The following is a 21,085-nucleotide window of genomic DNA, read 5'->3' as shown; positions in this document are numbered from 1 at the left end:
GCTTTAACTAAAAAAAGGACTCGGGCTCGAGTCCTTTTTTCGTATTAAAGATGAGTCATTTGATTTTGATCATTTGAATAAACCTTGTCATTGATGTAGACATACGGGTGTGTTCGAAGCAACGTTTGTTGCAGCTGCTCTGGCATAAGCGCTCGCTTATAGGCACAAATAAGGGAGAAGGACATTTCTGCTACAGCTTCATCCACTCTATTCTCAAAGTATTCAATATGCTGATACGGCGCTTTCATTGTATTCCACTCGACGTGAGCCCATGATTGAAACCGTATGTTATTCTCCTTAAATGGCTGTACAGTCCGAGTAAAGTATTCCAAGATAGCTGGCGGGTGATAACTTCCGCTCGATAAATAGAAATCAAAATTATTTACATGATGGATCATCTCCATCTCTTCCTTCGTTAATCTCTCTTTTAACTTCTTTAACACTTGAGGATACAAACGTAGACTCTCGATACAGACAACATGATTGCCTAACCGGACCCCACTTTCACAATATTCCACTACAAGCTCAAGATAGCTTTCAATCTCTTCATACGCATATAAGATATGTTTAGGTTTATTCTCATTTACTAAACTTGACAACGTACTATCCATACCATCATCCCTTTAGCGTATTTTTTATTTATATGTACGAATATAGCATTTTTGCTAATGAAATGAATAGGGTCTGTTTATTTTAGCTAAGGTTCTTGTCCTCCAACTATACACATGTTAGATTATTAGAAGAATTTTTTATGGAGGAATAATTTAATGAACTATGTATTTTACTTGTTAACACTATCATCTCTCCTGCTTGTTTCCTGCAACAATTACGAATCCAGCGTTCATGCCATTGTTCATCTAACAGATAAACATCAAGATGAAGACGTGTACCTGGTTGAACTAGAGGAGTTAAGTGGAGAGACCTACGATGTAGAAGTAGATCGAAATGTCTATCACCTTGTTGAAATCGACGAAAAATATCTTGCCAGTTTTTATGTTTATAAAGATAACAGAAGGGTCTTGCAATCGATTGAGTGATAAAATACTGTAAAACGTTAGCATTTTGTATACATATCGGTAGTTCCCTTGTCATTTTTTCTTTTTCATTAAGCTCATACAATAGAGGATGAGAACGACAAGAATTAAAAAGAGCGCCCCTCCCCCACCTACTTGGGATAAGTGATAACTCCCATCGTTAACCAGCAAAATTGTTACACCAACAACAAAAAGTACGCCAATTAAAACAAACATCCACATAAAAAAACCTACCTCTTCTAAGCTGCTTTGGTTAAGTATCTCATTAATTACAGAAGAGCGAAATAAAAAGCCTGTGAAATGATACAGGCTTTCGCTGAAAAGGTCGATGGCTCACACTAAAGACATCCTTCCCTTTTTAAAAGTTTCTTTCCTACCTGTACAGTTATGATTTTCTCTGCCGTGCAAATTCCTTTGATGTAAAGGTGTCCGTTTGCCGTTGCAGAAGAATCAGTTCTAAATAATCCTACAAGAAGTCGAAAAAGTCTTTTTTTGTCTAATTGATACATTTATCTTCCTAGTTCATTTATACTTAGTGTATCTTACATAAAAGGGGCATTCATAAATTGAAGAAAAATCTATTGTTATCACTCGGACTTGTTAGCGTTATCACTTTAGCTGCATGTGGTGAATCCGATGATAACGACAACAACAGCAACTCAGAAACTCCTGCAGCTGCAGAAGAATCAAACGATGAAGCAGAAAATACCGATGATCAAGAAACCGACAATGAGGACGACGCCAATAGTGATGCGGATGAAGCTGCATCAGATGGCGACTGGGAAACAGCTGTAGGAGAGACAATTGAAAACGAAGGTGGAACATTTACTTTGGTCGCTAGAGTAGATGATATCGATACCATTGAGAGTGGTCCTATGACTTTGGATATACCTCAATTAAACGTACAGGAAGTATCTTTATCCGGTGAAATCTTAGAATTCCTTGATTTTGAGCCCACTGGAATTATTCAAATAGATATGGAAGCAAGTAATACATCAGAGGATGATATTAATTTCTATCCAAGCCAAGCTACGATTACAACAAACACTGGCGAACAGTTGGAATCCCATATCCTTCTATCCGATCATATTGACGGAGAGTTTTTGGGAGCTGTGAATAAGAGCGGTTCTATTTATTATTTGCTTGAGAATTCTGATCCTAATGAAATTGAAACAGTTCGAATCCTTATCAATGCACCTCATACATTAGAAGACTGGGAAGATGTAGGGGAAAAAATTGATATGCAAGTTACTATTAACTAAGAGCCTTAATTGGCTCTTTTTTCATTTTGAACGCACATTACTTGCAGCCATTTAAATACCCACATCATGTAAGAACAAGGCCTTGTTTCCATTTATTCAGATGGCCAGTTTAAACCAACTAGAACCGCTATTAATGAATCAGAAGTTGGGACTACTTTAAATCGTGAATTAAACAAGACCAGGGACTGAAGATTAAGGGGAGGACTGCTAATTATGTTGTTATTCGATATTGGAATACCGATTAGACATAGACCCTTACAGAATCTCGTAACAAAAACCCTCAAAACACATAAGCTTAAATGATTTGAGGGTTTGATTTTAGTTATCTTTAATTAGCTTTTATTCTTAAAACAGCAAGTTTAATTATGTAAATCGTTTTCCTCTCGCAATTCTTTCACTAATGCATTAAGCTCAACATGAACATCATGGAATGTCCTATTTTCGTTCACATCAACCTCTTCATCTCCATATTGGGCCATATTTATATCGCGTAGTTCAAATAATAATGACTTCACTTCTTCTGCTTGCTCACTTAAATTGTCTTGATATTTTTCATCATACTCCTCAAATAATAACTGACCTGGTTCTGTCATAAGTTCTCCAGCACCGTCAAAGTGAACAATCTCCGACGAAGCTTCCAAAGTATCTAAATCCATTTCTTCAGTGTAAGTCTGGTTCTCGTCATTGCTACATTCAACCATGAGCGCACCTGTAGTTACCAAACTAAGTATAAGTTTCTTCAATGAAATCACCTCTAAAAAATTTAAATTACTTATATCACACATAAGAAAATTCCCAATGACTTTAAAATTCAAACTTATTTAAAAGGAAATCGTATTAATAAACGGTTGAAGAATTGGTAAAAGTTCGAGAGCACATAGAAAAAGAGGCTACCTGTTGACAGTAGCCTCTAATCGGAAGTCGTGAGTAATGGAGGGACTTTAGCACACTAAAATTCTAAACACTGTAAATCGACCTTATACTTTTTTCCGTAATGATTGACGCTACACAGTTACTTTGCTATTCTGACAAGAACTTCTCCTCGGAAGTTAATGGACTGTCACATGACCCCGTGAGAGTCTCATTGTATCCTTTTTAGCCCCGCTCAATGAGCAGGGCCTTTTTTAGTATTTAATAAATAAGTTCACATTGACGATATAATTAATATCTGATAGTATTACCCTTCCCTTTTCCCCTCAGAAAAGGCTTGAGTCCCGTTACCACTAACGGGGCTTCTTTGCATCATAAAATAGGAGGTTGTCAATTGCCACTAAAGCAGGTTAGCGTAGATATTTTATATGAAGCTTATCAATATGCTGTACATAATAATTTACCTGAAGATTTGTTGAAATTGCTGCGTGATGAATTACTCAGTCGAGGCTTCCAGCTTTGACGCTATATATTCTAAGAGATCCAACTCTTCTTTAGTAAGCTCTCTGTTTAATTTTGCTTCAAATTCAGTGATTAACCCTTCCAATACGACATAGATCTTAGCCATTTCTCACCCCTTTTCACATATATAATAATAATTTTCAGACAACATTACAAGATAAATTTTCCACTATGTTAAAAATAGGCTACCCCAAGAGGATCACCTACTATAGACCAAAAACGTTTACCGTATAAAATAATGAGTAAGAATACAAACTAAAAAGACCTGGATGCATATTGGAGTATGCACTCAGGCCTAAAACAGATTTGTCAACTCAATGAGTTTGGCGCATTTGTTTTAGAGCGTAACGCCCTAAAAAATAGCCCTTATCCGAGTTGTGAGCTCAAGGGCTATTTGTCGTTTTTAAAGCACACAATCGCGATAACAAGCGTAATCAATGAGATTACAAATGTGGAGACCGTCGCCATCTAAGTCATTACGAAATTGAATGCTTCATAATTAGACAAAGGCTTACAGCCCCTGCCTCGAGGGTGTCGCACCCTTGGTATAGCTGTCTCTCTGAAAAAGGAAATTGCAAGAAAAGATTCGTTCTCCTTCCGACAAAAAACAAGCGCTCCGCCTCTCGCATCACGCTTGTTTCACATTCTTATTTCTTCCACTGGCGTACAGGTTTGTAACCAGCTTCGTGGAGGAAAGAATGAACAGTCTTCTCACTAAGACCATTGATTTGAATTCCTTTTTCCATGGCCGTAATAAACATTTTTGCTGTGTATTCCAATGTTTGTAGCGCCGTTCTTGCTTCTTTAATATTGACATCACAAACGATGACGCCATGATTCTCTAGAAGAAATACATTGCCTTCCTTCGCCTTGCTTTTCACCGCTTGAGCCAGCTCTTTACTACCTGGATGGTGATAAGGAATACGCACGACTTTCTCCAGATAATACATAGCTTCAACAAAGTAGTTAGACGGCAGATCAAGACTTGTATTCGCAATCAACGTACTGTAAAAAGGAGAGGAGTGAAGCACCGCTCCAATTTCCTCGCGCTCCTCATAAATGCCTTCATGCATCAAGAATTCCTTCGACGGTTTCTTCCCAACTAGGTGTTCGCCCTTCTCACAATAAGAAAAGTCTTCTACTTCTAGTTCACCTAAATACGTGCCTGTTGCTGAAATAAAATACCCTTCTTCACAGCGAGCGCTTATATTACCTGCGGTTCCCCAAGCAAGATCTTTATCCATCATGTACTTACCTGTTTTTTGTAAGTCTTGTAAGATGATTTCTTTGGTCATTAGGACCCCTCCTTTATTTTACCCATTCTACAAATGTGGTCGTAATTGTTGGAATAAATGCGATAATCACAAGGACAATTAAAATTGCAATATAAAATGGAATTAAGCTATACGTTAATTTATCTAATCGTAACTTCCCAATTTTCGAAACGACAAACAGGTTCAGACCCATTGGTGGCGTCACCATACCAATTGCAAGTGTAACAATCATCACAATTCCGAAGTGAACTGGATCAATACCTAGTTGAGATGCTACCGGTACAAGAATTGGTGCCAGAATAATAATCGATGCGTTTGTTTCCATGAACATCCCAATAATTAGTAACAAGAGAATGACAATACCTAAGAAGACCCAAGGGTTTTCTGAAATAGATGTAATGAAGCTTGCGACTTGTTGTGGCACATTTTCAATCGTAAGTACCCAACTAAACAAACCAGCCGTTGCAAGAATTAACATAATCGTTGCTGTTGTAATGGATGCTTGAGAAAGAATTGTTTTCAGTTTCGTAAAATTAATCGCTCGGTAAACAAAGACACCAACAATGAAGGCATAGGCAACCGCTACACCGGCAGCTTCTGTTGCTGTAAATATACCAGAATAAATACCACCTAAAATAATGATAGGCATAATAAGAGCTGGAATCGCTTTAACAAAGGCTTCGCCAATTTCTTTACCACTTTTCTTTTCTTCTTTCGGGTAGTTACGTTTTTTCGCAATAATAACCACCGTCACAATTAAAGCAATTCCAATTAATATTCCCGGCACCATGCCAGCGATAAATAAATCTCCGATTGAAGCCCCAACTGCTGTTCCGTATAAAATTAACGGAATACTCGGTGGCATAATAATACCAAGAGTTCCAGAAACCGCTTGTACTCCTCCAGCAAATTCTTTTTCATATCCTCTATTGATCATCGCTGGAATTAAAATCGCTCCTAATGCTGCTGTTGCTGCAACACTTGAACCTGAAATGGCTGCGAAAAACATCGTTGTCACAACCGTAACGATCGCTAATCCACCGACTAAATGACCCGTTAACGAGTTGGCTAAATTAATTAAACGTTGGGAGATTCCACCGTATTCCATAATAACACCAGCTAAGATGAATAATGGGATTGCTAACAATGGAAAGGAATCAAGTGATACAAACGCTCGTTGCGCTAATGTTAATAACGTAATATCTCCTGCGAGAATCATCGCCAGACTTGTAGATAAGCCAAGAGCAATCGCTACTGGTACACCAATAAAGAACAATACAATTAATGATACAAGTAAAATAGTAATCATTCGTTCTCACCAACTATTCTATCAATACTATCTTCTATTTTTTTCGGTTGGATTAGTAAGGCAATAATGTTAAGCAGCATGAGCAAGGCACCGAACGGAACCGCCGCATATGCCCATGACATTGAATAACCAAGGGTTGGTGTCGATTGATCAACAACAATAAACGTTAATTGTGTTCCGTAGTAAGCAAGCAACAGACAGAACACGGCGCTTATCAATAAGACAACAGTTTGTAATCTTGCTTTGTTTTTCACATTTTTCATAACGTCGATTAAAAAATCAATTGCAATATGCTGGTTATAGCGCATCGCTAATCCAGATCCTAAAAAGACAACATAAATCATTAAGTAACGGGCAATCTCCTCTGTCCATGCAAGCGGCACATTAATAACAAAACGAGTCGTTACTTGCAAGACAACCAGGATAGCCAAAACAGCTAGCATAATAGAAACGATATATTTAACGCCTGTATTTACTGAGTCAATAAATCGAATGTACACATTCATAAGCTCTACTCCCTCATCCCTTGAATCGTGTCGTATAGCTCTCTTCCGTACTTGTCCGCTAAACGTTCGTTCACATCTTGGACCGCCTCACGAAACGGCTCTTGATCTACCTCAATTTGCTCGACACCTTCATCAAGCATCATCTGCAACGCATTTTCTTCTTGCGTGGCAACGATTTCATTTTGGAAAATACGTGCTTCTTCCGCTGCTTCTAGAACCGCTTGTTGCTCCAATTCGGTTAACTCTTCAAACGTTAAGTCACTCATAAGCAACTGTACATAACCGAAGACATGGTCGGTCATAACTAGATAATCTTGTACTTCATGAATTCGAGCACTCGCTGTAAATTCAATCGGGTTCTCTTGCGCGTCAATCACGCCTGTCTGCAGAGAAGAGTAAACTTCACCGAAATTCATCGGTGTTGGACTTGCTCCCATCGCTTGCCAACCATCTACAGAAGCTTCAATATTGGGTACACGAATCTTTACTCCTCGTAAATCCGCTGGACTCTCCACCAATCGATTCGTTGTTAATTGTCTTGCGCCACGTAGCCAGAATTCCAGCCCTCTCACACCAGTTGCTTCTAAAGTATCTTCCTGCAACCGCTTTCCATCTTCCCCATAGAGAAAAGTTTCCAAATGATCCAAATTTTCGAATAAGTACGGAAGCTCAAGCACCGCATATGGGTCATAAAAATTGGACATTACCCCTGCTACTAAAGCAAAGTCAACCGAACCAATTTGCATTCCTTCTACTAGATCGCGATCAGCGCCAAGAGTAGAGCTTGGATAAACCTCTACCTTGACACTTCCGTCTGTTTTTTCTTGAACTAAATTAGCAAATTCAACTGAAGCTTGATGCCAAGCATTCGATTCACTTTGAATATGACCTAGACGCAATAATTTTGGTTCATCTTCCGCACCTTCGCCAAAACTACAGCCAGCTAAAGCAACCATCATGGCTGAAACAGGTATCCATGTATGTTTTAATCTCATCTATTAGCCCTCCTGATTGAAAGTGACAATAACTTTCACTGATTCATCCTGCTTCTTGTCTACCATTTCAAAGCCACGATTAGCCTCTTCATAAGAAAGCGTATGGGAAATAACGGCATCTACTGGCAGTTCACCTTTTGCAATAATCTCTAACGCTTCTTCTGTATCCGGGCGATTATAGGTCATGCAACCGACGATTTCTTTTTCATTCTGTTGCAGCTGTTCTACGTCAAAGTCTTGCTGTCCATGAAACATGGCGACGGTCACGACACGTCCACCTTTTTTTAACAGATTCAAAGAATCATTGATAATTCCCGGGACGCCAGCCGTAATAAAGACTTTATCAAAAGAACGACCGACTTTCGCTTTCGCTTCTTGAATCCAATCCGGGTTGTTTCTGATATTAAGCGTTGAAGTGGCTCCCATTTTCTTCGCATAATCTAAGGAATAATCGAGCACATCCGTGACGACGATGTCTGTTGCTCCTTTTGCTTTCGCAGCAATTAATGTCAGTAAGCCAATCGGACCTGCTCCAAGGATCACTACACGATCACCAGGCTGAATATCTCCTTTACGTGCCGCATGCACACCTACAGCAAGCGGTTCAACAAGCACACCTTGATCATAACTAACATGATCCGGAAGCTGGATGACTTGTGACTCTGGAGATGTAAAATATTCTGCCATTGTTCCAAGCCAGTCGCCCATTCCTGGCGCCAAGCGCTTATCCGATAGATTCGGCTGGCCTGTCATCACACCTTCTGTTTCACCCGTACCGATTTGTGGCTCCACCGTAACGCGGTCCCCGACTTGGACATGCTGTACATTACTGCCAATTTCCACAACTTCTCCAGCTACTTCATGACCAATCACCACAGGTGGTTTGCGAAACGGATGTAAACCCTTATACGTATGAATATCTGAGCCACAAATTCCCGCTGCTGCTACTTTAATTAAGACCTCATCTGCTTTTAACGCTGGTACGTCAATTTCTTTTACATTAATTGATTCTGCTGCTTCTACAAAAACCGCTTTCATGGATGTCCTCTCCCCTTACACACTACAAATCATTGGAAATACATCATCTTTGATTCATAGAGGTGTTTTTTCATTAAGCTTGAGCAGTCTCCATCTTTATTCTTTAAAGCTTCTAAGATGTCTACATGTTCAGCATAGAATTTCTGTACTCGATTTGGGTCTTTCTTTAAATGACGTAATGTAATACGGCGAAGATGATCTTGATAGTTCAATAAAATCTTTGTAATTTCGCTATTTCCAGCAAACTCACTAATCGCTAAATGAAACTCATGATCAAGTGTCGCAAACGCTTTTACATCTTTGTTCATGGCAGCTAGTTTCGTTGCCTCTATATTTTCTTCTAACTCTTTAATTTGTTCTTCGGTGATGCGCTGGTAAATCTCTTGACAACTGTAAGTCTCCAGCGCAATTCGAAGATTATAAATATCATTAATTCGCTCAATCGAAATATCAATGACAATGATGCCTTGTTTGGAAGATACGGTGACAAACCCTTCTGATTCTAGGCGCACCAACGCATTTTTTATCGGAGTCTTACTCATCCCTAGCTCGTCTATTAGCGTTCGCTCGGACAAGAACTGCCCGGGCTCATAGTGCTCTTCTAAAATCTTACTTTTGATCTTTTCATACGCCACATCTTTCAATAACATGCTCTCTACCATTCCTTTAGTTTATTTAGCGCCGGATTGATAGACCTTCTCGAAGAAATGCTCGCCACCTAGCTGACCACTCTTTAAGGCAATTTCCAGTCCATCATATTTCGCACTCTCAGAATATCCTAAACATAAAGGAGCCCCAGGTGCAACAGAATCTAGAACTTCTAAGCCATAAATATCAAGATTCGAGGTAACAAAGCCTGATGTATCTCCTCCTGAAATGATGACACGTCTTAGATTTGTATGATCAAGGATGTGTTTTGTCCATGCTCCTAATTTCTCACCAATGTAAATACCGATATTCTCTTTCTCTATTCCTGCCTGTGCTAAATGATCTCTCGTTTCTTGAATCGCAGGATCATCGGCACCTTTCGCAGTATAAATAACCACTTTCTTTTTTGATTCTAATTGCTCCATAATTTCTCTTAAGAAAGCTTCTGCTTTTTGCTCATCGGTAAACAAGTCGACAGAAATTTTTATTGAATGAAAGCCTGCCTCTTCCGCGGCGATGAGCTGACTTTTCGTCACTTCAGATACACTTCCAGAAACAGCAAAGATTTGGTCTACTTGTGTTGACTTTTTCTCTCGCTCTTTTCTGTCTACTAGCCCTTCACGCTTCATCGCGTCACCAATTGCATATTCTACACCAGAAGACCCTAAGAGAAATTGTGTCTCTTCTTTTCTTTTAGCCCACAGAACTTCAGACACCTTTTCCATATGACTCGCTTGTAGCGCATCATAAACGACAATATCGCTCTCAGGTTCTTCCTCTATGATCGTAGCTGCTGATTGGCTATCTAGCGACTGTACCGTCACGTTACCGATCGTCTGTTTTGTTTGCTTTTGTAAATGAGTTGCCAAATTGGCTTCGTTCATTGGCGTTACAGGGTGCTTCGACATAACCGGATGCTGATCAAGACGATAAACACCCTCTTTGAATTTAGCAAAATGGCTACCAAACACTGTAAATCTGCCTAACTTCGGTGCAGCGACTAAAAGCGGGTAGCTTCCTGTCATAAAGTATTGTCTTGCAAGATCACTTGCAAACCCGATACTCCCTGTTTCGGGAGAAGAATCAAAAGTCGAACATACTTTGTAATGGACAAAATATGGATTCATTTCTTGTAAGAAGGAAAACACAGGCTCAAGCTCTGCTTTCATCCCTACTTTTCCTTTCGCACGCGCTGTACCAGCTACACCGATACAGTCGACACCCTCAAATCTTGCTAGCATTTCTTTATCTGGAATTCTTAAAAATAAAATAGTCTTTAAACCATACTGGTCGAGCGCTTCCATCGCATCCGTTGAACCAGTAAAATCATCACCATAAAATCCTAACGTTAATCTACTCATTTCTCTTCACCACCAAGAATCTATCTTAGATCTATGTTATATCTATTACGGATCTTATCAACCGTTCACACTTTTGTCAACCGTTTTCATAAAAAAAGAAAAGGGTTTCATCGAGCTGACTGACTTCTTCTTTCTCCTTAAACTCAGGGAGACAATGAAAGGCTTGAGCTAGTTTTGCAACAACTTCTATTTTCTTATTAAAAAACAAACCTAACATTACAAGGTATTGATTTGGTATGCCTTGTAATACATAGTATATAGTTTAAAGAGGGCATAACCGCAAAAAGAGTTAAATCAACTGAATCTATCGCGTTATATTTTCAATGCCTTCAATGATGTTAACCACCTTCGAAACTTTTTTCGTATAGACCGTCTGATTTAGAAGGCGTTCTGCCACAAGTTAGAGCCCATAGTAAAAAATCCCCCGAACCTTAAGTCCGAGGGAACATAAAACACACTTCAATTATCAGCTAAAATCCGCAAATCCTATTGCATCAAACTATTTTAACTCTAACACCGCCACGCACTCTACATGCGTCGTCTGCGGAAACATATCTACTGGCGTGACCTCTTGCGTTGCATATCCTCCGTCTTCGAGAATGCGGAGATCGCGGGCGAGAGTGCCGGGGTTACAGGAAACATAGACGATTCGCTTTGGTTTCATTTGCAGCATCGTCTTTAGCAGCGTTTCGTCACAGCCCTTGCGCGGCGGGTCTACAACAATGACGTCTGCCTGAATGCCCTGCGCATGCCACCATGGAATCACTTTTTCTGCTTCTCCGACTGCAAAAGTGGCGTTATCAATGTGATTAAGCTTGGCGTTTCGCTTCGCATCAGTAATCGCCTCTGGCACAATTTCAACCCCATACACATGCTTTGCTTTTTCGGCAAGGAAAAGCGAGATCGTTCCAATGCCGCAGTATGCGTCAATGACCGTTTCCGTCCCGTTTAAGTCAGCGTATTCCAATGCTTTGCTGTAGAGTCGGTTTGTTTGGTCAGGGTTCACTTGATAAAATGAGCGCGCTGAAATCGCAAAGCGAATTCCGTTAATCTCGTCATACAAGTACGTTTCGCCCCAGAGCACGTCCGTTTGTTTTCCAAAAATAACGTTCGTTCGCTCGCTGTTTACATTCTGCACAATGGAAACAACACCGGGAATCTTCTTCTGAATGCCATCAATTAATTCTTGTTGGCGTGGCAGTTTTTTGCCTTTCGTAACAAGTACAACCATGACTTGATTGGTTGTTTTTCCATAACGTGCGACGATATGTCGGAGAACACCGTTGTGTTTTTCTTCGTTATACGCCGGGATAGCGAGTTCCTTTGCAAGTCGCTTGACCGTCTGCACAACAAGATCATTTTCTTTATGCTGGATAATGCATTGATCCATATCAACAATGGAGTGGCTCCGTTTCGCATAGAATCCAGCGACAAGCTCTCCGTTTTGAAAAGCGACAGGAACTTGAGACTTGTTGCGGTAGCGCCATGGATCTTCCATCCCAATCACAGGGTGAACGGGTACGTCTGGCAATTTGGCAACCCGTTCCATCACGTCTTTTACTTGCTTTTGTTTTGACGAAAGCTGGGCCTCGTAATCCATATGTTGCGTTTGGCAGCCTCCGCATTTATAAAAGATGGGGCAAGGAGGCTCGACCCGATGTTTGCTTGCTTCTTCTATTTCTAACAAACGGGCAAATCCATAGCCTTTTTTTGTTTTTATCACTTTAATTTTTGCCGTTTCTCCCGGAAGTGCTTGGGGAACAAACAGCGCATAGCCATCTACTTTAGCAACACCTGAACCGTCATGAGTTAAATCGTCAATTGTAACGGTTAGCGTCTGGTTTTTTTGAACTGGTGCATTCTGATTCTTCATATTTGGTACGTCCTTTTTGGCAAATTTCACTTGCTCTATTGTATCATGCCGGACGCACCCAACAAAGAACTAACGAGTGACGTTTTCCATAAGTGCTTGAACAAGCTGATTGGCAAACCGTTTACACGCTTCCCTATCCGCGTCTGTGTTGGGGTCAAACTCAATCTCAAGCTTGTCACATACGATTGTTGCTCCACACTTGCTTAATGACTTTTCGAAAATATGTACGGCTTCACAATAAGAAGGATAGACACGGTCCCCTGAACCGAACACGCCTGCTAGCATTCCATTCAGCTGCAGCTCTGCTAGTTCTTCATCAAAGTCCTCTGCTTCGTACGGTAAATCGCCATCGCCCCATGTATAGCTGCCGATTAATACCGCATCATAAGCCAGGATTTCACTGGCAGAGTAACCGTCCATCTCTTCAAGATCGACTTGAAAGAGATTGGTTTCAAGTTCTCGCTTTATTAAAACAGCTATATCTTCTGTATTACCAGACATGCTTGCAAATACAATACACACTCTCATTAAGTGATCACTCCTTTCACTTAGTTTAAATGATAGTGATAATCATTTTCAATTAAAAACTAAACATTTCGTCGTTCGAATAAAATTCTCTGCTTTTTTTCGATTGACGTCTCTCTAGAAAGTGGTGATATGATAGAGGCAGATTGTATCTGAAAGTGAACTAGAGGAGCTAGACATGTATGAAAACAAACAGCCATAGAAAAACCTTTGCGACAATTGATTTAGAGGCGATCGCTTCAAATACAACCTTATTTAAACAATCCCTTGCTCCTAGCTGTCAGCTGATGGCTGTTGTAAAGGCGAACGGATATGGTCACGGTGCAGTTGAAGTGGCAAAAACAGCGCTTGCCAATGGGGCGACTTACTTAGGGGTTGCCTTTTTGGATGAAGCGCTTGAATTGCGCGAGGCAGGCATAAACGCCCCCATTCTCGTGCTTGGCTACACGTCACCGGAAGCACTTGAGCAAGCCGTTTTACACAACATTACCATCAGCGTTTTCCAACAAGAGATGGTTCAAGTTTTGCTTCGACTTGCAGATAAAAGTAGCCAACCAATTAAGCTGCATTTGAAAGTGGACACTGGCATGGGACGGATTGGCTTTCAAACGAACGATGAGTTAGTAGAAGCCGCCAAAACCCTCTCGTCTTATCCAAACATTTATCTCGAGGGAGTGTTTACACATTTTGCCGAAGCGGATAATCTTGCTTCAGCGTATACCGACCTGCAATTTGAGCGTTTTCTTGAATTCACGCAGTTGCTTGAAAACAATGGAATAGAAGTTCCGATAAAACATTGTTGCAACAGCGCAGGCACATTGTTTCATAAAGACAAGCACCTTGATCTTGTTCGGGTCGGGATTAGTCTGTACGGACTACGTCCCGACCCTGCACTTACCTTACCGCTGCCACTCAGACAAGCGATGACGCTTCAAGCAAGTGTTGCGTCGGTAAGAACGCTGTCTGCAGGATCTTCCATTAGTTACGGTAGAACGCATCACCTTCAAGAAGTAAGACAAGTTGCTACATTGGCCATTGGTTACGCCGATGGATTATCACGCTCCCTTTCCAACATTGGTTTCGCCACAATAAATGGACAAGAAGTGCCTATCATTGGACGCGTCTGCATGGATCAAACAATGCTTGATGTGACCGGGCTGGACGTAGCTCGTGATGATACTGCCGCGTTTTCGATTGATCAAATGGCAGAACTGACAAACACGATTAACTATGAAATTGTTTGTGCCGTCGCTAGTCGTGTGCCACGAATTTATCGCCATTGATGAAATGTGGCTGGGACAAAAGTAGATAGACAGATCAAAACGACGAACATTCCTGAAAATAGGAATGTTCGTCGTTTGTTTTATCTTACAATTAGCGGAAGGAGAATTCGAAGACACTTGAGGGACCAGCACGTGTCTGAAGCCTCTGAAGTGGCGTTTTTCTACGGAGGAGGCCGAGCACCCGGAAAGCGCAGAATTCTCTTGAAGCAGTGCTTCTTATGTCTGAGGCTCTTTTTTAACGAAAAACAAGGAACGCAGCAACGACAAAAATTAGTAACCAAGCAATCCAAACACCTAACAATCGTTTCAGCGTCGAACCTTTGAATTGGATTCCACTTTCTTGCTCGCCGTTGAGTGTATCAATCGTCCTTCCTTTGGAAAGGACACTGTAATTTGTGATAAGAACAAATACTGCCGTTGCAATAAGCACAAAAGTTAGAAAGCCTTGGTTTAACACCCAAATGCTTTCAGTCGGTTGCCACGCTACAAATAAAATAACTCCACTAAAGATTATTTTGGACCACGCATCGAAATTAACTCGATTTGCCCAATCTTTCTCACCAAACTGGAACCGTTCATGGGCAACGAGAACTTTTTGCCATTGAAAAAGCGTTATCGGAGTCTTCGTAAACCAAATTCTTCTTATACTTGTAACAACTAAAACAATTACGAGTGCACCGAGAATATAACTTAAATTTACTTGTAGATACACAAGCGCAATGACTAAACTAGCGACAAGCAAAATCAACCCATTCGCAACCAGTATTTCTTTGACTCTTGCATCTCTTATTTCTTGATTCATCTAGCACTCACCTTGTATGTTTTCTTAGATCTATTTTAGCAATAAAAAAGCTTCCCCATCAAGGAAAGCAACAACCTTCATATAGCTTTAGATTAAGCAAATGTGACAAATGCGAATAGTAGTAACGAAATGACTAACACCGGACAGCTCATTAAAGCAATCACTATATATTTTCCTCGTCTCGTTTGCGCCAACCCTGTAAAGCGTACAAACTGAAGGAGGCCGGCCGTATTTAATAAAAAGAGAAGGACAATTAAAAAAGCAATCGTAATGAGGTAATAGCTGATCGTCATCTCAATTGATTGATTTAGGAAGGGCATAGTAAAGACAATCGTACTGATACTACTTATGGCAAGCAATGTGATTGCTCCTAACATGTGCGAGCGACGTAAAGGAACTGGCTTCTGCTCTCTTTCTTTTAAAGAAGCCAAGAGCTGGAATAGATTTTGTTTTATTAGTAAGGATAACAAGCTAAAGAGTACAATTAGGACCCAGATACCAATTAAAGCCATTTGAATAAGTTCTTTTCCTGCACTTAGCCTTACTAGTAACAGTAAGAAAGCGAGTACAGTAATGAATAAACCATTTGTCCAAATCAACTGCTTGAGCTGCATTTTTCCCAGACTGCTCCGCCCAATTTCCATAAGCGTCCCCCTCCATGTCTCACAATCCATTCTTATTCTTCACTCATCCTTCTGTTTCCTTTAATCTATTTGGGAACTAGAAAAAAACCTTCTGCAAGCAGAAAGGTTCTTAATTAGCGACGTTTGCGATTTTTGGGCATCATCATGTAAAAGTGATGGTACATGTTCACGAATTCAGCTGGCAATACGCCACCGCGTTCCCCGTCCAAGTTCAGCTGCATTTCATGATCTTCAAGCAGCGCTACTTTGATCCGGTTCGCTTTTACATACATCACCTTTGGATGATTAATATGTTCACCGCGTAGGGCAAGAGATGCCAAATGGGCGAATTCAGCAAACGAGGTCTTTTTAACAACAATAAAATCAAACATTCCATCTTGTAAAGACGCATCAGGACAGAGCTTTTCAAAGCCACCAACTGAATTCGTATTGGCGACAAGAAACATCATAATCTCGCCTTCAAATAACTTCCCATCATACTCAATTCGTACAGCCGTAGGTTTAACTTGGGGTAGTTTCTCAATCCCCTTAATATAATAAGCAAGCTGACCAACCATTGTTTTCAGCTTAGCCGGTACTTCATAAGTAAGCTCCGTTAACGTTCCTGCAGCGGCAATGTTCATGAAGTATTTTTGATTCATTTTTCCAATATCAATTGGCTCGTAGTGGCCATCGCAAATAACGTCACAGGCTTTTTCAATATCTCTAGAAATTTCAAGCGCACGCGCGAAATCGTTTGTTGTTCCAGCTGGAATAATTCCTAGCATTGGACGTCTTTCAAGATCAGCCAGTCCATTAACAACCTCAAAAATCGTCCCATCTCCGCCTGCTGCGATAACAAGATCAAACCCTCGTTCTCCGGCCTGACGAGCAGCGCGTGTCGCACAGCCTTCTTCCGGTGTTGTCGCGTGGGCAGAAGCTTCGTATCCGGCTTGCTCAAGACGATTTAAAATATAGCCAACGTTCTTTTTCATTTGCTCTCTACCAGAGCTTGGATTATAGATTAGTCGTGCACGTTTCATCGCAATCCCTACTTTTCTTTAACCTTCACATCATTCTATTGTACCTTAACGTTTGCTAGAATGGTGCATAACATTTAAAAACACAGTGTAAAAAAGCGTAAATATCTTCCTTATTCTTCCCTTTTACAGAAAGACATAAACTCAAGTCAGGCAAAAAGCAAGAGAACAGTCACTGTTCTCTTGCTTATCCTACGTAACTAGCGCTTATCCATTTCCTCAAGCAATAGCTTGTTCACCATTGGTGGATTTGCCTTGCCTCGAGAAGCTTTCATTATTTGACCAACAAGGAAGCCAAGCGCTCGGTCTTTCCCGTTTTTGTAGTCAATAATCGACTGCTCGTTTGCATTTAAGACGTCTTCGACCATTTTGCGAAGCTCGCCTTCATCAGAGATTTGGACGAGTCCTTTATCTTTAACGATTTGCTCGGCGCTTCCACCGTTTTCGATCAATTCTTTAAAGACTTTTTTGGCGATTTTCGAAGAGATTGTTCCTTCAGCAATGAGCTTGATCATTCCTGCAAGGCCTTCTGGCGTTAAAGCTGAGTCATGAAGCTCTTTTTGCTCAGCGTTCAAGTAAGCGAGTACTTCACCCATTAACCAGTTGGATACAAGCTTTTCGTCAACACCTTTTTGAATCGTTTCCTCGAAGAAATCGGACATTTCTTTTGTGAGCGTAAGCACATGGGCATCATAGGCCGGCAAGCCTAGCTCACGGACATAGCGCTCTTTCCGCGCGTCTGGCAGCTCAGGAATTTCCGAACGAACACGCTCTTTCCAGTCATCATCAATGTATAAGTTAACTAGATCAGGTTCTGGGAAGTAACGGTAATCATCCGATCCTTCTTTAACACGCATCAGAATCGTTTTGTTGCCCGCTTCATCGTAACGACGCGTTTCCTGTTCAATGATACCGCCTGATAATAATACTTGTTCTTGGCGTTTTTCCTCATACTCTAAGCCTTTACGGACAAAGTTGAATGAGTTCAAGTTCTTTAACTCGGTTTTTGTACCAAACTTTTCTTGACCGAGTGGACGTAAGGAAATATTGGCATCACAACGTAATGACCCTTCTTCCATCTTACAGTCAGACACACCTGTGTATTGAATGATCGCCTTTAATTTTTCAAGATAGGCATACGCTTCTTCAGCCGTGCGAATATCTGGTTCAGAAACGATCTCAACAAGTGGCGTTCCTTGGCGGTTGTAATCGACTAATGAATGACCATCGTTTCCGTGCGTTAGTTTCCCTGCATCTTCTTCTAAATGAAGACGGGTAATACCGATGCGTTTTTTCGTTCCGTTCACTTCAATTTCAATCCAGCCATGTTCACCAATTGGCTTATCAAACTGTGAGATTTGATAGGCTTTCGGGTTATCTGGATAAAAGTAGTTTTTACGGTCAAACTTTGTATCCGTTGCAACTTGGCAATTTAATGCCATCGCGGCTTTCATCGCAAAGTCAACAGCACGCTTGTTTAAAACCGGTAAAACGCCTGGATAACCGAGGTCAATAACGCTTGTATTTGTATTTGGGTCCGCACCGAAATGGTTTGGACTTGCTGAAAAGATTTTTGAATCTGTCTTCAGCTCGACATGCACTTCTAGACCAATGATTGTTTCAAAGTTCATTCAGATTCCCCCCTTACAGTGCCGGCTTCTCTTTAGAGAAGGCCGTTGCTTTTTCATAGACATCGGCAACACGGTAAAGCGTTGCTTCGTCAAAATTTTTGCCGATCAATTGTAAGCCTAGCGGTAAACCATCTTTGAATCCACATGGGACAGATAAAGCGGGTACACCGGCTAAGTTAACGGGAATCGTCAAGATATCATTTGCATACATCGTCATTGGGTCATCAAGCTGTTCGCCAATTTTAAATGCTGGTGTTGGCGTTGTTGGTCCGATGATAACATCGTAACTTGAAAACACATCATCAAAGTCTTTTTTAATTAACGTCCGAACTTGCTGTGCTTTTTTGTAATACGCATCATAGTAACCTGAGCTTAACGCAAACGTTCCAAGCATGATGCGACGTTTTACTTCATCACCAAAGCCTTCTGAGCGCGTATTTTTATAAAGATCAAGCAGATTATCAGCATTGTCAGAGCGGTAGCCGTAGCGAACACCATCAAAGCGCGCTAAGTTTGCTGATGCTTCAGAAGAAGCGATGACATAATACGCAGCAAGCGCGTATTTTGAATGCGGAAGAGAAACTTCTTCCCAGACCGCGCCTTCTTTTTCTAATACAGCAAGCGCATCAAGCACAGATTGGCGAACTTCTGGATCCACACCCTCACCTAAATATTCAGAAGGAACAGCAATACGCAAGCCCTTTATCGTACCAGTTAATGACTCACTATAAGGTGGTACCGGCAACTGCGCAGATGTTGAATCAGCTGGACAATGTCCGGCAATCGCTTCAAATAAATAGGCATTATCTTCTACTGAACGAGTAATTGGACCAATTTGATCAAGCGACGACGCGAATGCAACAAGTCCAAAACGTGATACACGTCCATATGTAGGTTTTAAACCAACAACCCCACAGTACGCGGCTGGTTGACGAATGGAACCACCTGTATCCGATCCTAGCGAGAATGGAACTTCTCCTGCGGCAACCGCTGCTGCAGAACCACCACTCGAGCCACCAGGTACATACTCTGTATTCCAAGGATTTGTTGTTGTTTTAAATGCGGAATTTTCATTTGAAGAACCCATCGCAAATTCGTCCATATTGATTTTTCCAATCGTAACGGTTTCCGCTGCACGAAGCTTGTTCATTACAGTTGCATCATAGATTGGATCAAAATTTTCAAGGATCTTACTAGAACATGTCGTACGTAACCCTTTTGTGACGATATTATCTTTAATCCCAATTGGAATTCCAAAAAGAATGCCTTTTTCTGACGCGTCTACTTCATCTAATTGCTTCGCAAGGGATCGTGCACGTTCTTCATCTAATGCTAAAAACGCATTGACCTTCGAATCCACTTCTGCAATTCGTGTGTATGACTGATCAACGAGATCGGTAACGTTTATTTCTTTAGCTGCAAGCTTTTGATGGAGCTCTTTTATTGAATGATCAAATAGTGACATACGTGTCCTTCCTCTCCACTCTATCTTTAAAATACTGACGGTACGCGTACTTGACCACCTTCGTGATCGGGTGCGTTTTTCAGAACGTCTTTTACATCTAAACCTTTGGTTGGCTTGTCCTCACGCAACACATTATGCATATTCAATACATGTGTGGTCGGAATAACACCTTCTGTATTTACTTCATTTAACTGCTCAGCAGCAGTGATGATATCTTCAAGCTGACCACGGAACATCTCTGCTTCTTCTTCGGTAATCGCTAGGCGAGCAAGATGAGCTACGTGCTTTACTTGATCCTTTGAAATTCTTGACATTAGAGCACCTCCAAAACGGTCTTGTTGACAATATCACTAATGATACCAAATTCAAGCAACGCAAGCAACAGAGCAAGCGCTAGTATACGCTTTCTGCATAAATCCTTCTTTTAATCATTATAGACAAGAATGAATTATTTCTGACATGGCACTGCCTTTTCTCTTTAACGATCTTATTGGTATAAGTGAATGACGTTTCTCTTTAAATAGAAACAGGCTTGCCCAACTTAAATCGGGAAGCCTGTTTCGCTATTTTTCTAGTAGATTTCTCCCAATCACATTTGCTGAAATGGGTTCATACCCCAACTGCCTTGCCCAAACCGAAAGTTGGCCGATGTGATGGATTTCATGCGCGATCAAGTGACGCATTATTTCTCCCCAGCGATCAAAAGGCGGATGCCCATCGTCGTACAGCCGTTTCTCCCACTCTGGTTCCCATGCGTCTACAAACGCCTTGACTTCGTTATGATAACGGTGATTCAGTTGAATAATTTGCTCTAAGGAATCTTCTGAGCCTAACTGATACTCCTCGTCGCTCTGGCCTTGAATGCGCCTAATCCAGCTCCATTCAACATCAATAATATGGAGCATGGTCTTGGCAATGCTACCAACTCCTCCTACTTGGGGAGCAAGCAATTCTGCTTCTGATAGCGTCTCGCACCAGTTGAGCCACTCGCTTCGCACCTGCCAGTTGTATGCAAATAAGATTT

General features: G+C 41.0%; 24 protein-coding genes and 1 pseudogene. 5 read left to right on the top strand and 20 right to left on the bottom strand.

The genetic code is table 11. The features are described 5' to 3' along the window. Positions 1 to 44 precede the first annotated feature (44 nt). Positions 45 to 611, bottom strand: a complete 567-nt coding sequence (locus JOC54_RS11260; protein ID WP_204466389.1) for an MEDS domain-containing protein — start codon at positions 609 to 611, stop codon at positions 45 to 47. Between the two features lie 156 nt (positions 612 to 767). Here JOC54_RS11260 and JOC54_RS11255 point away from each other — a divergent pair, with 156 nt between their 5' ends. Beyond that, positions 768 to 1,037 (top strand): hypothetical protein, encoded by a 270-nt coding sequence (locus tag JOC54_RS11255; RefSeq protein WP_054793724.1) that lies wholly within the window; start codon positions 768 to 770, stop codon positions 1,035 to 1,037. Between the two features lie 51 nt (positions 1,038 to 1,088). Here JOC54_RS11255 and JOC54_RS11250 read toward each other — a convergent pair whose 3' ends face one another. Continuing rightward, positions 1,089 to 1,256, bottom strand: a complete 168-nt coding sequence (locus JOC54_RS11250) for a hypothetical protein (protein ID WP_204466388.1) — start codon at positions 1,254 to 1,256, stop codon at positions 1,089 to 1,091. A 344-nt stretch (positions 1,257 to 1,600) separates the two neighbouring features. Between JOC54_RS11250 and JOC54_RS11245 the strand changes: the two genes are divergently transcribed. Together JOC54_RS11245 and JOC54_RS22925 are read left to right on the top strand one after the other, a co-directional pair. Further along, positions 1,601 to 2,296, top strand: coding sequence for a hypothetical protein (locus tag JOC54_RS11245; RefSeq protein WP_054793725.1), 696 nt, complete (start codon positions 1,601 to 1,603; stop codon positions 2,294 to 2,296). A 72-nt stretch (positions 2,297 to 2,368) separates the two neighbouring features. Next, positions 2,369 to 2,482, top strand: a pseudogene (locus JOC54_RS22925) (IS3-like element IS655 family transposase); the annotation flags it as partial. A gap of 173 nt (positions 2,483 to 2,655) precedes the next feature. Here JOC54_RS22925 and JOC54_RS11240 read toward each other — a convergent pair. Next, on the bottom strand, positions 2,656 to 3,039 hold the full coding sequence (locus JOC54_RS11240) for a hypothetical protein (RefSeq protein WP_204466387.1): 384 nt from the start codon (positions 3,037 to 3,039) through the stop codon (positions 2,656 to 2,658). 464 nt (positions 3,040 to 3,503) lie between these two features. Here JOC54_RS11240 and sda point away from each other — a divergent pair, with 464 nt between their 5' ends. Beyond that, a complete protein-coding gene (gene sda, locus JOC54_RS23515; RefSeq protein WP_437183537.1) occupies positions 3,504 to 3,689 on the top strand; it encodes a sporulation histidine kinase inhibitor Sda in 186 nt (61 codons plus the stop codon). Here the strand turns inward: sda and JOC54_RS23195 are convergent. The 10 genes from JOC54_RS23195 to JOC54_RS11195 all read right to left on the bottom strand — a co-directional run bounded on the left by JOC54_RS23195 (position 3,663) and on the right by JOC54_RS11195 (position 13,220). Next, entirely contained in the window at positions 3,663 to 3,794 is a 132-nt protein-coding gene (locus tag JOC54_RS23195; protein ID WP_275582702.1) for a hypothetical protein, read from the bottom strand. The two genes, sda and JOC54_RS23195, sit on opposite strands and share 27 nt — an antisense overlap. Positions 3,795 to 4,335: 541 nt before the next feature. After that, positions 4,336 to 4,983, bottom strand: a complete 648-nt coding sequence (locus JOC54_RS11235; protein WP_204466386.1) for a class II aldolase/adducin family protein — start codon at positions 4,981 to 4,983, stop codon at positions 4,336 to 4,338. 13 nt (positions 4,984 to 4,996) lie between these two features. Further along, positions 4,997 to 6,271: a TRAP transporter large permease gene (locus tag JOC54_RS11230; RefSeq protein WP_204466385.1), complete on the bottom strand. Its 1,275-nt coding sequence runs from the start codon at positions 6,269 to 6,271 to the stop codon at positions 4,997 to 4,999. Further along, a complete protein-coding gene (locus JOC54_RS11225) occupies positions 6,268 to 6,777 on the bottom strand; it encodes a TRAP transporter small permease (RefSeq protein ID WP_204466384.1) in 510 nt (169 codons plus the stop codon). The genes JOC54_RS11230 and JOC54_RS11225 overlap by 4 nt, the downstream gene beginning before the upstream one ends. Before the next feature lie 5 nt (positions 6,778 to 6,782). Then, complete coding sequence (locus JOC54_RS11220) at positions 6,783 to 7,772, bottom strand: TRAP transporter substrate-binding protein (protein WP_204466383.1); 990 nt, start codon at positions 7,770 to 7,772, stop codon at positions 6,783 to 6,785. A gap of 3 nt (positions 7,773 to 7,775) precedes the next feature. Then, positions 7,776 to 8,810: a zinc-dependent alcohol dehydrogenase gene (locus JOC54_RS11215; RefSeq protein WP_204466382.1), complete on the bottom strand. Its 1,035-nt coding sequence runs from the start codon at positions 8,808 to 8,810 to the stop codon at positions 7,776 to 7,778. 29 nt (positions 8,811 to 8,839) lie between these two features. Continuing rightward, positions 8,840 to 9,460 carry a GntR family transcriptional regulator gene (locus tag JOC54_RS11210; protein ID WP_035420726.1) on the bottom strand — a complete coding sequence of 207 codons (621 nt, stop codon included), beginning with the start codon at positions 9,458 to 9,460 and terminating at the stop codon, positions 8,840 to 8,842. A 21-nt stretch (positions 9,461 to 9,481) separates the two neighbouring features. After that, positions 9,482 to 10,819, bottom strand: a complete 1,338-nt coding sequence (locus JOC54_RS11205) for a four-carbon acid sugar kinase family protein (protein ID WP_204466381.1) — start codon at positions 10,817 to 10,819, stop codon at positions 9,482 to 9,484. 499 nt (positions 10,820 to 11,318) lie between these two features. Continuing rightward, positions 11,319 to 12,692, bottom strand: coding sequence for a 23S rRNA (uracil(1939)-C(5))-methyltransferase RlmD (gene rlmD / locus JOC54_RS11200; RefSeq protein ID WP_204466380.1), 1,374 nt, complete (start codon positions 12,690 to 12,692; stop codon positions 11,319 to 11,321). Positions 12,693 to 12,761: 69 nt separating this feature from the next. Beyond that, positions 12,762 to 13,220, bottom strand: a complete 459-nt coding sequence (locus JOC54_RS11195; RefSeq protein ID WP_035422206.1) for a flavodoxin — start codon at positions 13,218 to 13,220, stop codon at positions 12,762 to 12,764. Positions 13,221 to 13,399: 179 nt separating this feature from the next. Between JOC54_RS11195 and alr the strand changes: the two genes are divergently transcribed. After that, positions 13,400 to 14,500 carry an alanine racemase gene (gene alr / locus JOC54_RS11190; RefSeq protein ID WP_204466379.1) on the top strand — a complete coding sequence of 367 codons (1,101 nt, stop codon included), beginning with the start codon at positions 13,400 to 13,402 and terminating at the stop codon, positions 14,498 to 14,500. Positions 14,501 to 14,735: 235 nt separating this feature from the next. On the opposite strand, the gene JOC54_RS11185 is transcribed toward alr, so the two are convergent. From JOC54_RS11185 to JOC54_RS11155, 7 genes are all read right to left on the bottom strand, one after another. Further along, the gene (locus tag JOC54_RS11185) at positions 14,736 to 15,302 is read right to left on the bottom strand and encodes a hypothetical protein (protein WP_204466378.1); all 567 of its coding nucleotides are present in this window, start codon (positions 15,300 to 15,302) and stop codon (positions 14,736 to 14,738) included. A 92-nt stretch (positions 15,303 to 15,394) separates the two neighbouring features. Continuing rightward, positions 15,395 to 15,946, bottom strand: coding sequence for a hypothetical protein (locus JOC54_RS11180; protein ID WP_204466377.1), 552 nt, complete (start codon positions 15,944 to 15,946; stop codon positions 15,395 to 15,397). A 113-nt stretch (positions 15,947 to 16,059) separates the two neighbouring features. After that, on the bottom strand, positions 16,060 to 16,968 hold the full coding sequence (locus tag JOC54_RS11175) for a diacylglycerol kinase (RefSeq protein WP_035422199.1): 909 nt from the start codon (positions 16,966 to 16,968) through the stop codon (positions 16,060 to 16,062). A 197-nt stretch (positions 16,969 to 17,165) separates the two neighbouring features. After that, positions 17,166 to 18,596 carry an Asp-tRNA(Asn)/Glu-tRNA(Gln) amidotransferase subunit GatB gene (gene gatB, locus JOC54_RS11170; RefSeq protein ID WP_035442067.1) on the bottom strand — a complete coding sequence of 477 codons (1,431 nt, stop codon included), beginning with the start codon at positions 18,594 to 18,596 and terminating at the stop codon, positions 17,166 to 17,168. Between the two features lie 13 nt (positions 18,597 to 18,609). Further along, positions 18,610 to 20,061 (bottom strand): Asp-tRNA(Asn)/Glu-tRNA(Gln) amidotransferase subunit GatA, encoded by a 1,452-nt coding sequence (gene gatA, locus JOC54_RS11165; protein WP_035422197.1) that lies wholly within the window; start codon positions 20,059 to 20,061, stop codon positions 18,610 to 18,612. A 26-nt stretch (positions 20,062 to 20,087) separates the two neighbouring features. After that, a complete protein-coding gene (gene gatC / locus JOC54_RS11160; protein ID WP_204466376.1) occupies positions 20,088 to 20,375 on the bottom strand; it encodes an Asp-tRNA(Asn)/Glu-tRNA(Gln) amidotransferase subunit GatC in 288 nt (95 codons plus the stop codon). 249 nt (positions 20,376 to 20,624) lie between these two features. After that, positions 20,625 to 21,059 carry a DinB family protein gene (locus JOC54_RS11155; RefSeq protein WP_437183536.1) on the bottom strand — a complete coding sequence of 145 codons (435 nt, stop codon included), beginning with the start codon at positions 21,057 to 21,059 and terminating at the stop codon, positions 20,625 to 20,627. Between the last annotated feature and the right edge of the window lie 26 nt (positions 21,060 to 21,085).

The sequence above is a fragment of the Shouchella xiaoxiensis genome (assembly GCF_016907895.1).
GTDB classification, from domain to species: domain Bacteria; phylum Bacillota; class Bacilli; order Bacillales; family Bacillaceae_D; genus Shouchella; species Shouchella xiaoxiensis.
The sequence above is the reverse complement of the archived record's forward strand: the minus strand, read 5'-3'. Positions and strand labels throughout refer to the sequence as shown.

Excerpts from the sequence above, each read along its gene's own strand:
- JOC54_RS11255 (WP_054793724.1), top strand. The coding sequence starts at position 768 with ATGAACTATGTATTTTACTTGTTAACACTATCATCTCTCCTGCTTGTT.
- JOC54_RS11230 (WP_204466385.1), bottom strand. The coding sequence starts at position 6,271 with ATGATTACTATTTTACTTGTATCATTAATTGTATTGTTCTTTATTGGT.
- rlmD (WP_204466380.1), bottom strand. The coding sequence starts at position 12,692 with ATGAAGAATCAGAATGCACCAGTTCAAAAAAACCAGACGCTAACCGTT.
- gatA (WP_035422197.1), bottom strand. The coding sequence starts at position 20,061 with ATGTCACTATTTGATCATTCAATAAAAGAGCTCCATCAAAAGCTTGCA.
- gatC (WP_204466376.1), bottom strand. The coding sequence starts at position 20,375 with ATGTCAAGAATTTCAAAGGATCAAGTAAAGCACGTAGCTCATCTTGCT.
- JOC54_RS11220 (WP_204466383.1), bottom strand. The coding sequence starts at position 7,772 with ATGAGATTAAAACATACATGGATACCTGTTTCAGCCATGATGGTTGCT.
- JOC54_RS11175 (WP_035422199.1), bottom strand. The coding sequence starts at position 16,968 with ATGAAACGTGCACGACTAATCTATAATCCAAGCTCTGGTAGAGAGCAA.
- JOC54_RS11215 (WP_204466382.1), bottom strand. The coding sequence starts at position 8,810 with ATGAAAGCGGTTTTTGTAGAAGCAGCAGAATCAATTAATGTAAAAGAA.
- gatB (WP_035442067.1), bottom strand. The coding sequence starts at position 18,596 with ATGAACTTTGAAACAATCATTGGTCTAGAAGTGCATGTCGAGCTGAAG.
- JOC54_RS11185 (WP_204466378.1), bottom strand. The coding sequence starts at position 15,302 with ATGAATCAAGAAATAAGAGATGCAAGAGTCAAAGAAATACTGGTTGCG.
- JOC54_RS11260 (WP_204466389.1), bottom strand. The coding sequence starts at position 611 with ATGGATAGTACGTTGTCAAGTTTAGTAAATGAGAATAAACCTAAACAT.
- JOC54_RS11180 (WP_204466377.1), bottom strand. The coding sequence starts at position 15,946 with ATGGAAATTGGGCGGAGCAGTCTGGGAAAAATGCAGCTCAAGCAGTTG.
- alr (WP_204466379.1), top strand. The coding sequence starts at position 13,400 with ATGAAAACAAACAGCCATAGAAAAACCTTTGCGACAATTGATTTAGAG.
- JOC54_RS11205 (WP_204466381.1), bottom strand. The coding sequence starts at position 10,819 with ATGAGTAGATTAACGTTAGGATTTTATGGTGATGATTTTACTGGTTCA.
- JOC54_RS11250 (WP_204466388.1), bottom strand. The coding sequence starts at position 1,256 with ATGTGGATGTTTGTTTTAATTGGCGTACTTTTTGTTGTTGGTGTAACA.
- JOC54_RS11210 (WP_035420726.1), bottom strand. The coding sequence starts at position 9,460 with ATGTTATTGAAAGATGTGGCGTATGAAAAGATCAAAAGTAAGATTTTA.
- JOC54_RS11235 (WP_204466386.1), bottom strand. The coding sequence starts at position 4,983 with ATGACCAAAGAAATCATCTTACAAGACTTACAAAAAACAGGTAAGTAC.
- JOC54_RS11225 (WP_204466384.1), bottom strand. The coding sequence starts at position 6,777 with ATGAATGTGTACATTCGATTTATTGACTCAGTAAATACAGGCGTTAAA.
- JOC54_RS23195 (WP_275582702.1), bottom strand. The coding sequence starts at position 3,794 with ATGGCTAAGATCTATGTCGTATTGGAAGGGTTAATCACTGAATTTGAA.
- JOC54_RS11195 (WP_035422206.1), bottom strand. The coding sequence starts at position 13,220 with ATGAGAGTGTGTATTGTATTTGCAAGCATGTCTGGTAATACAGAAGAT.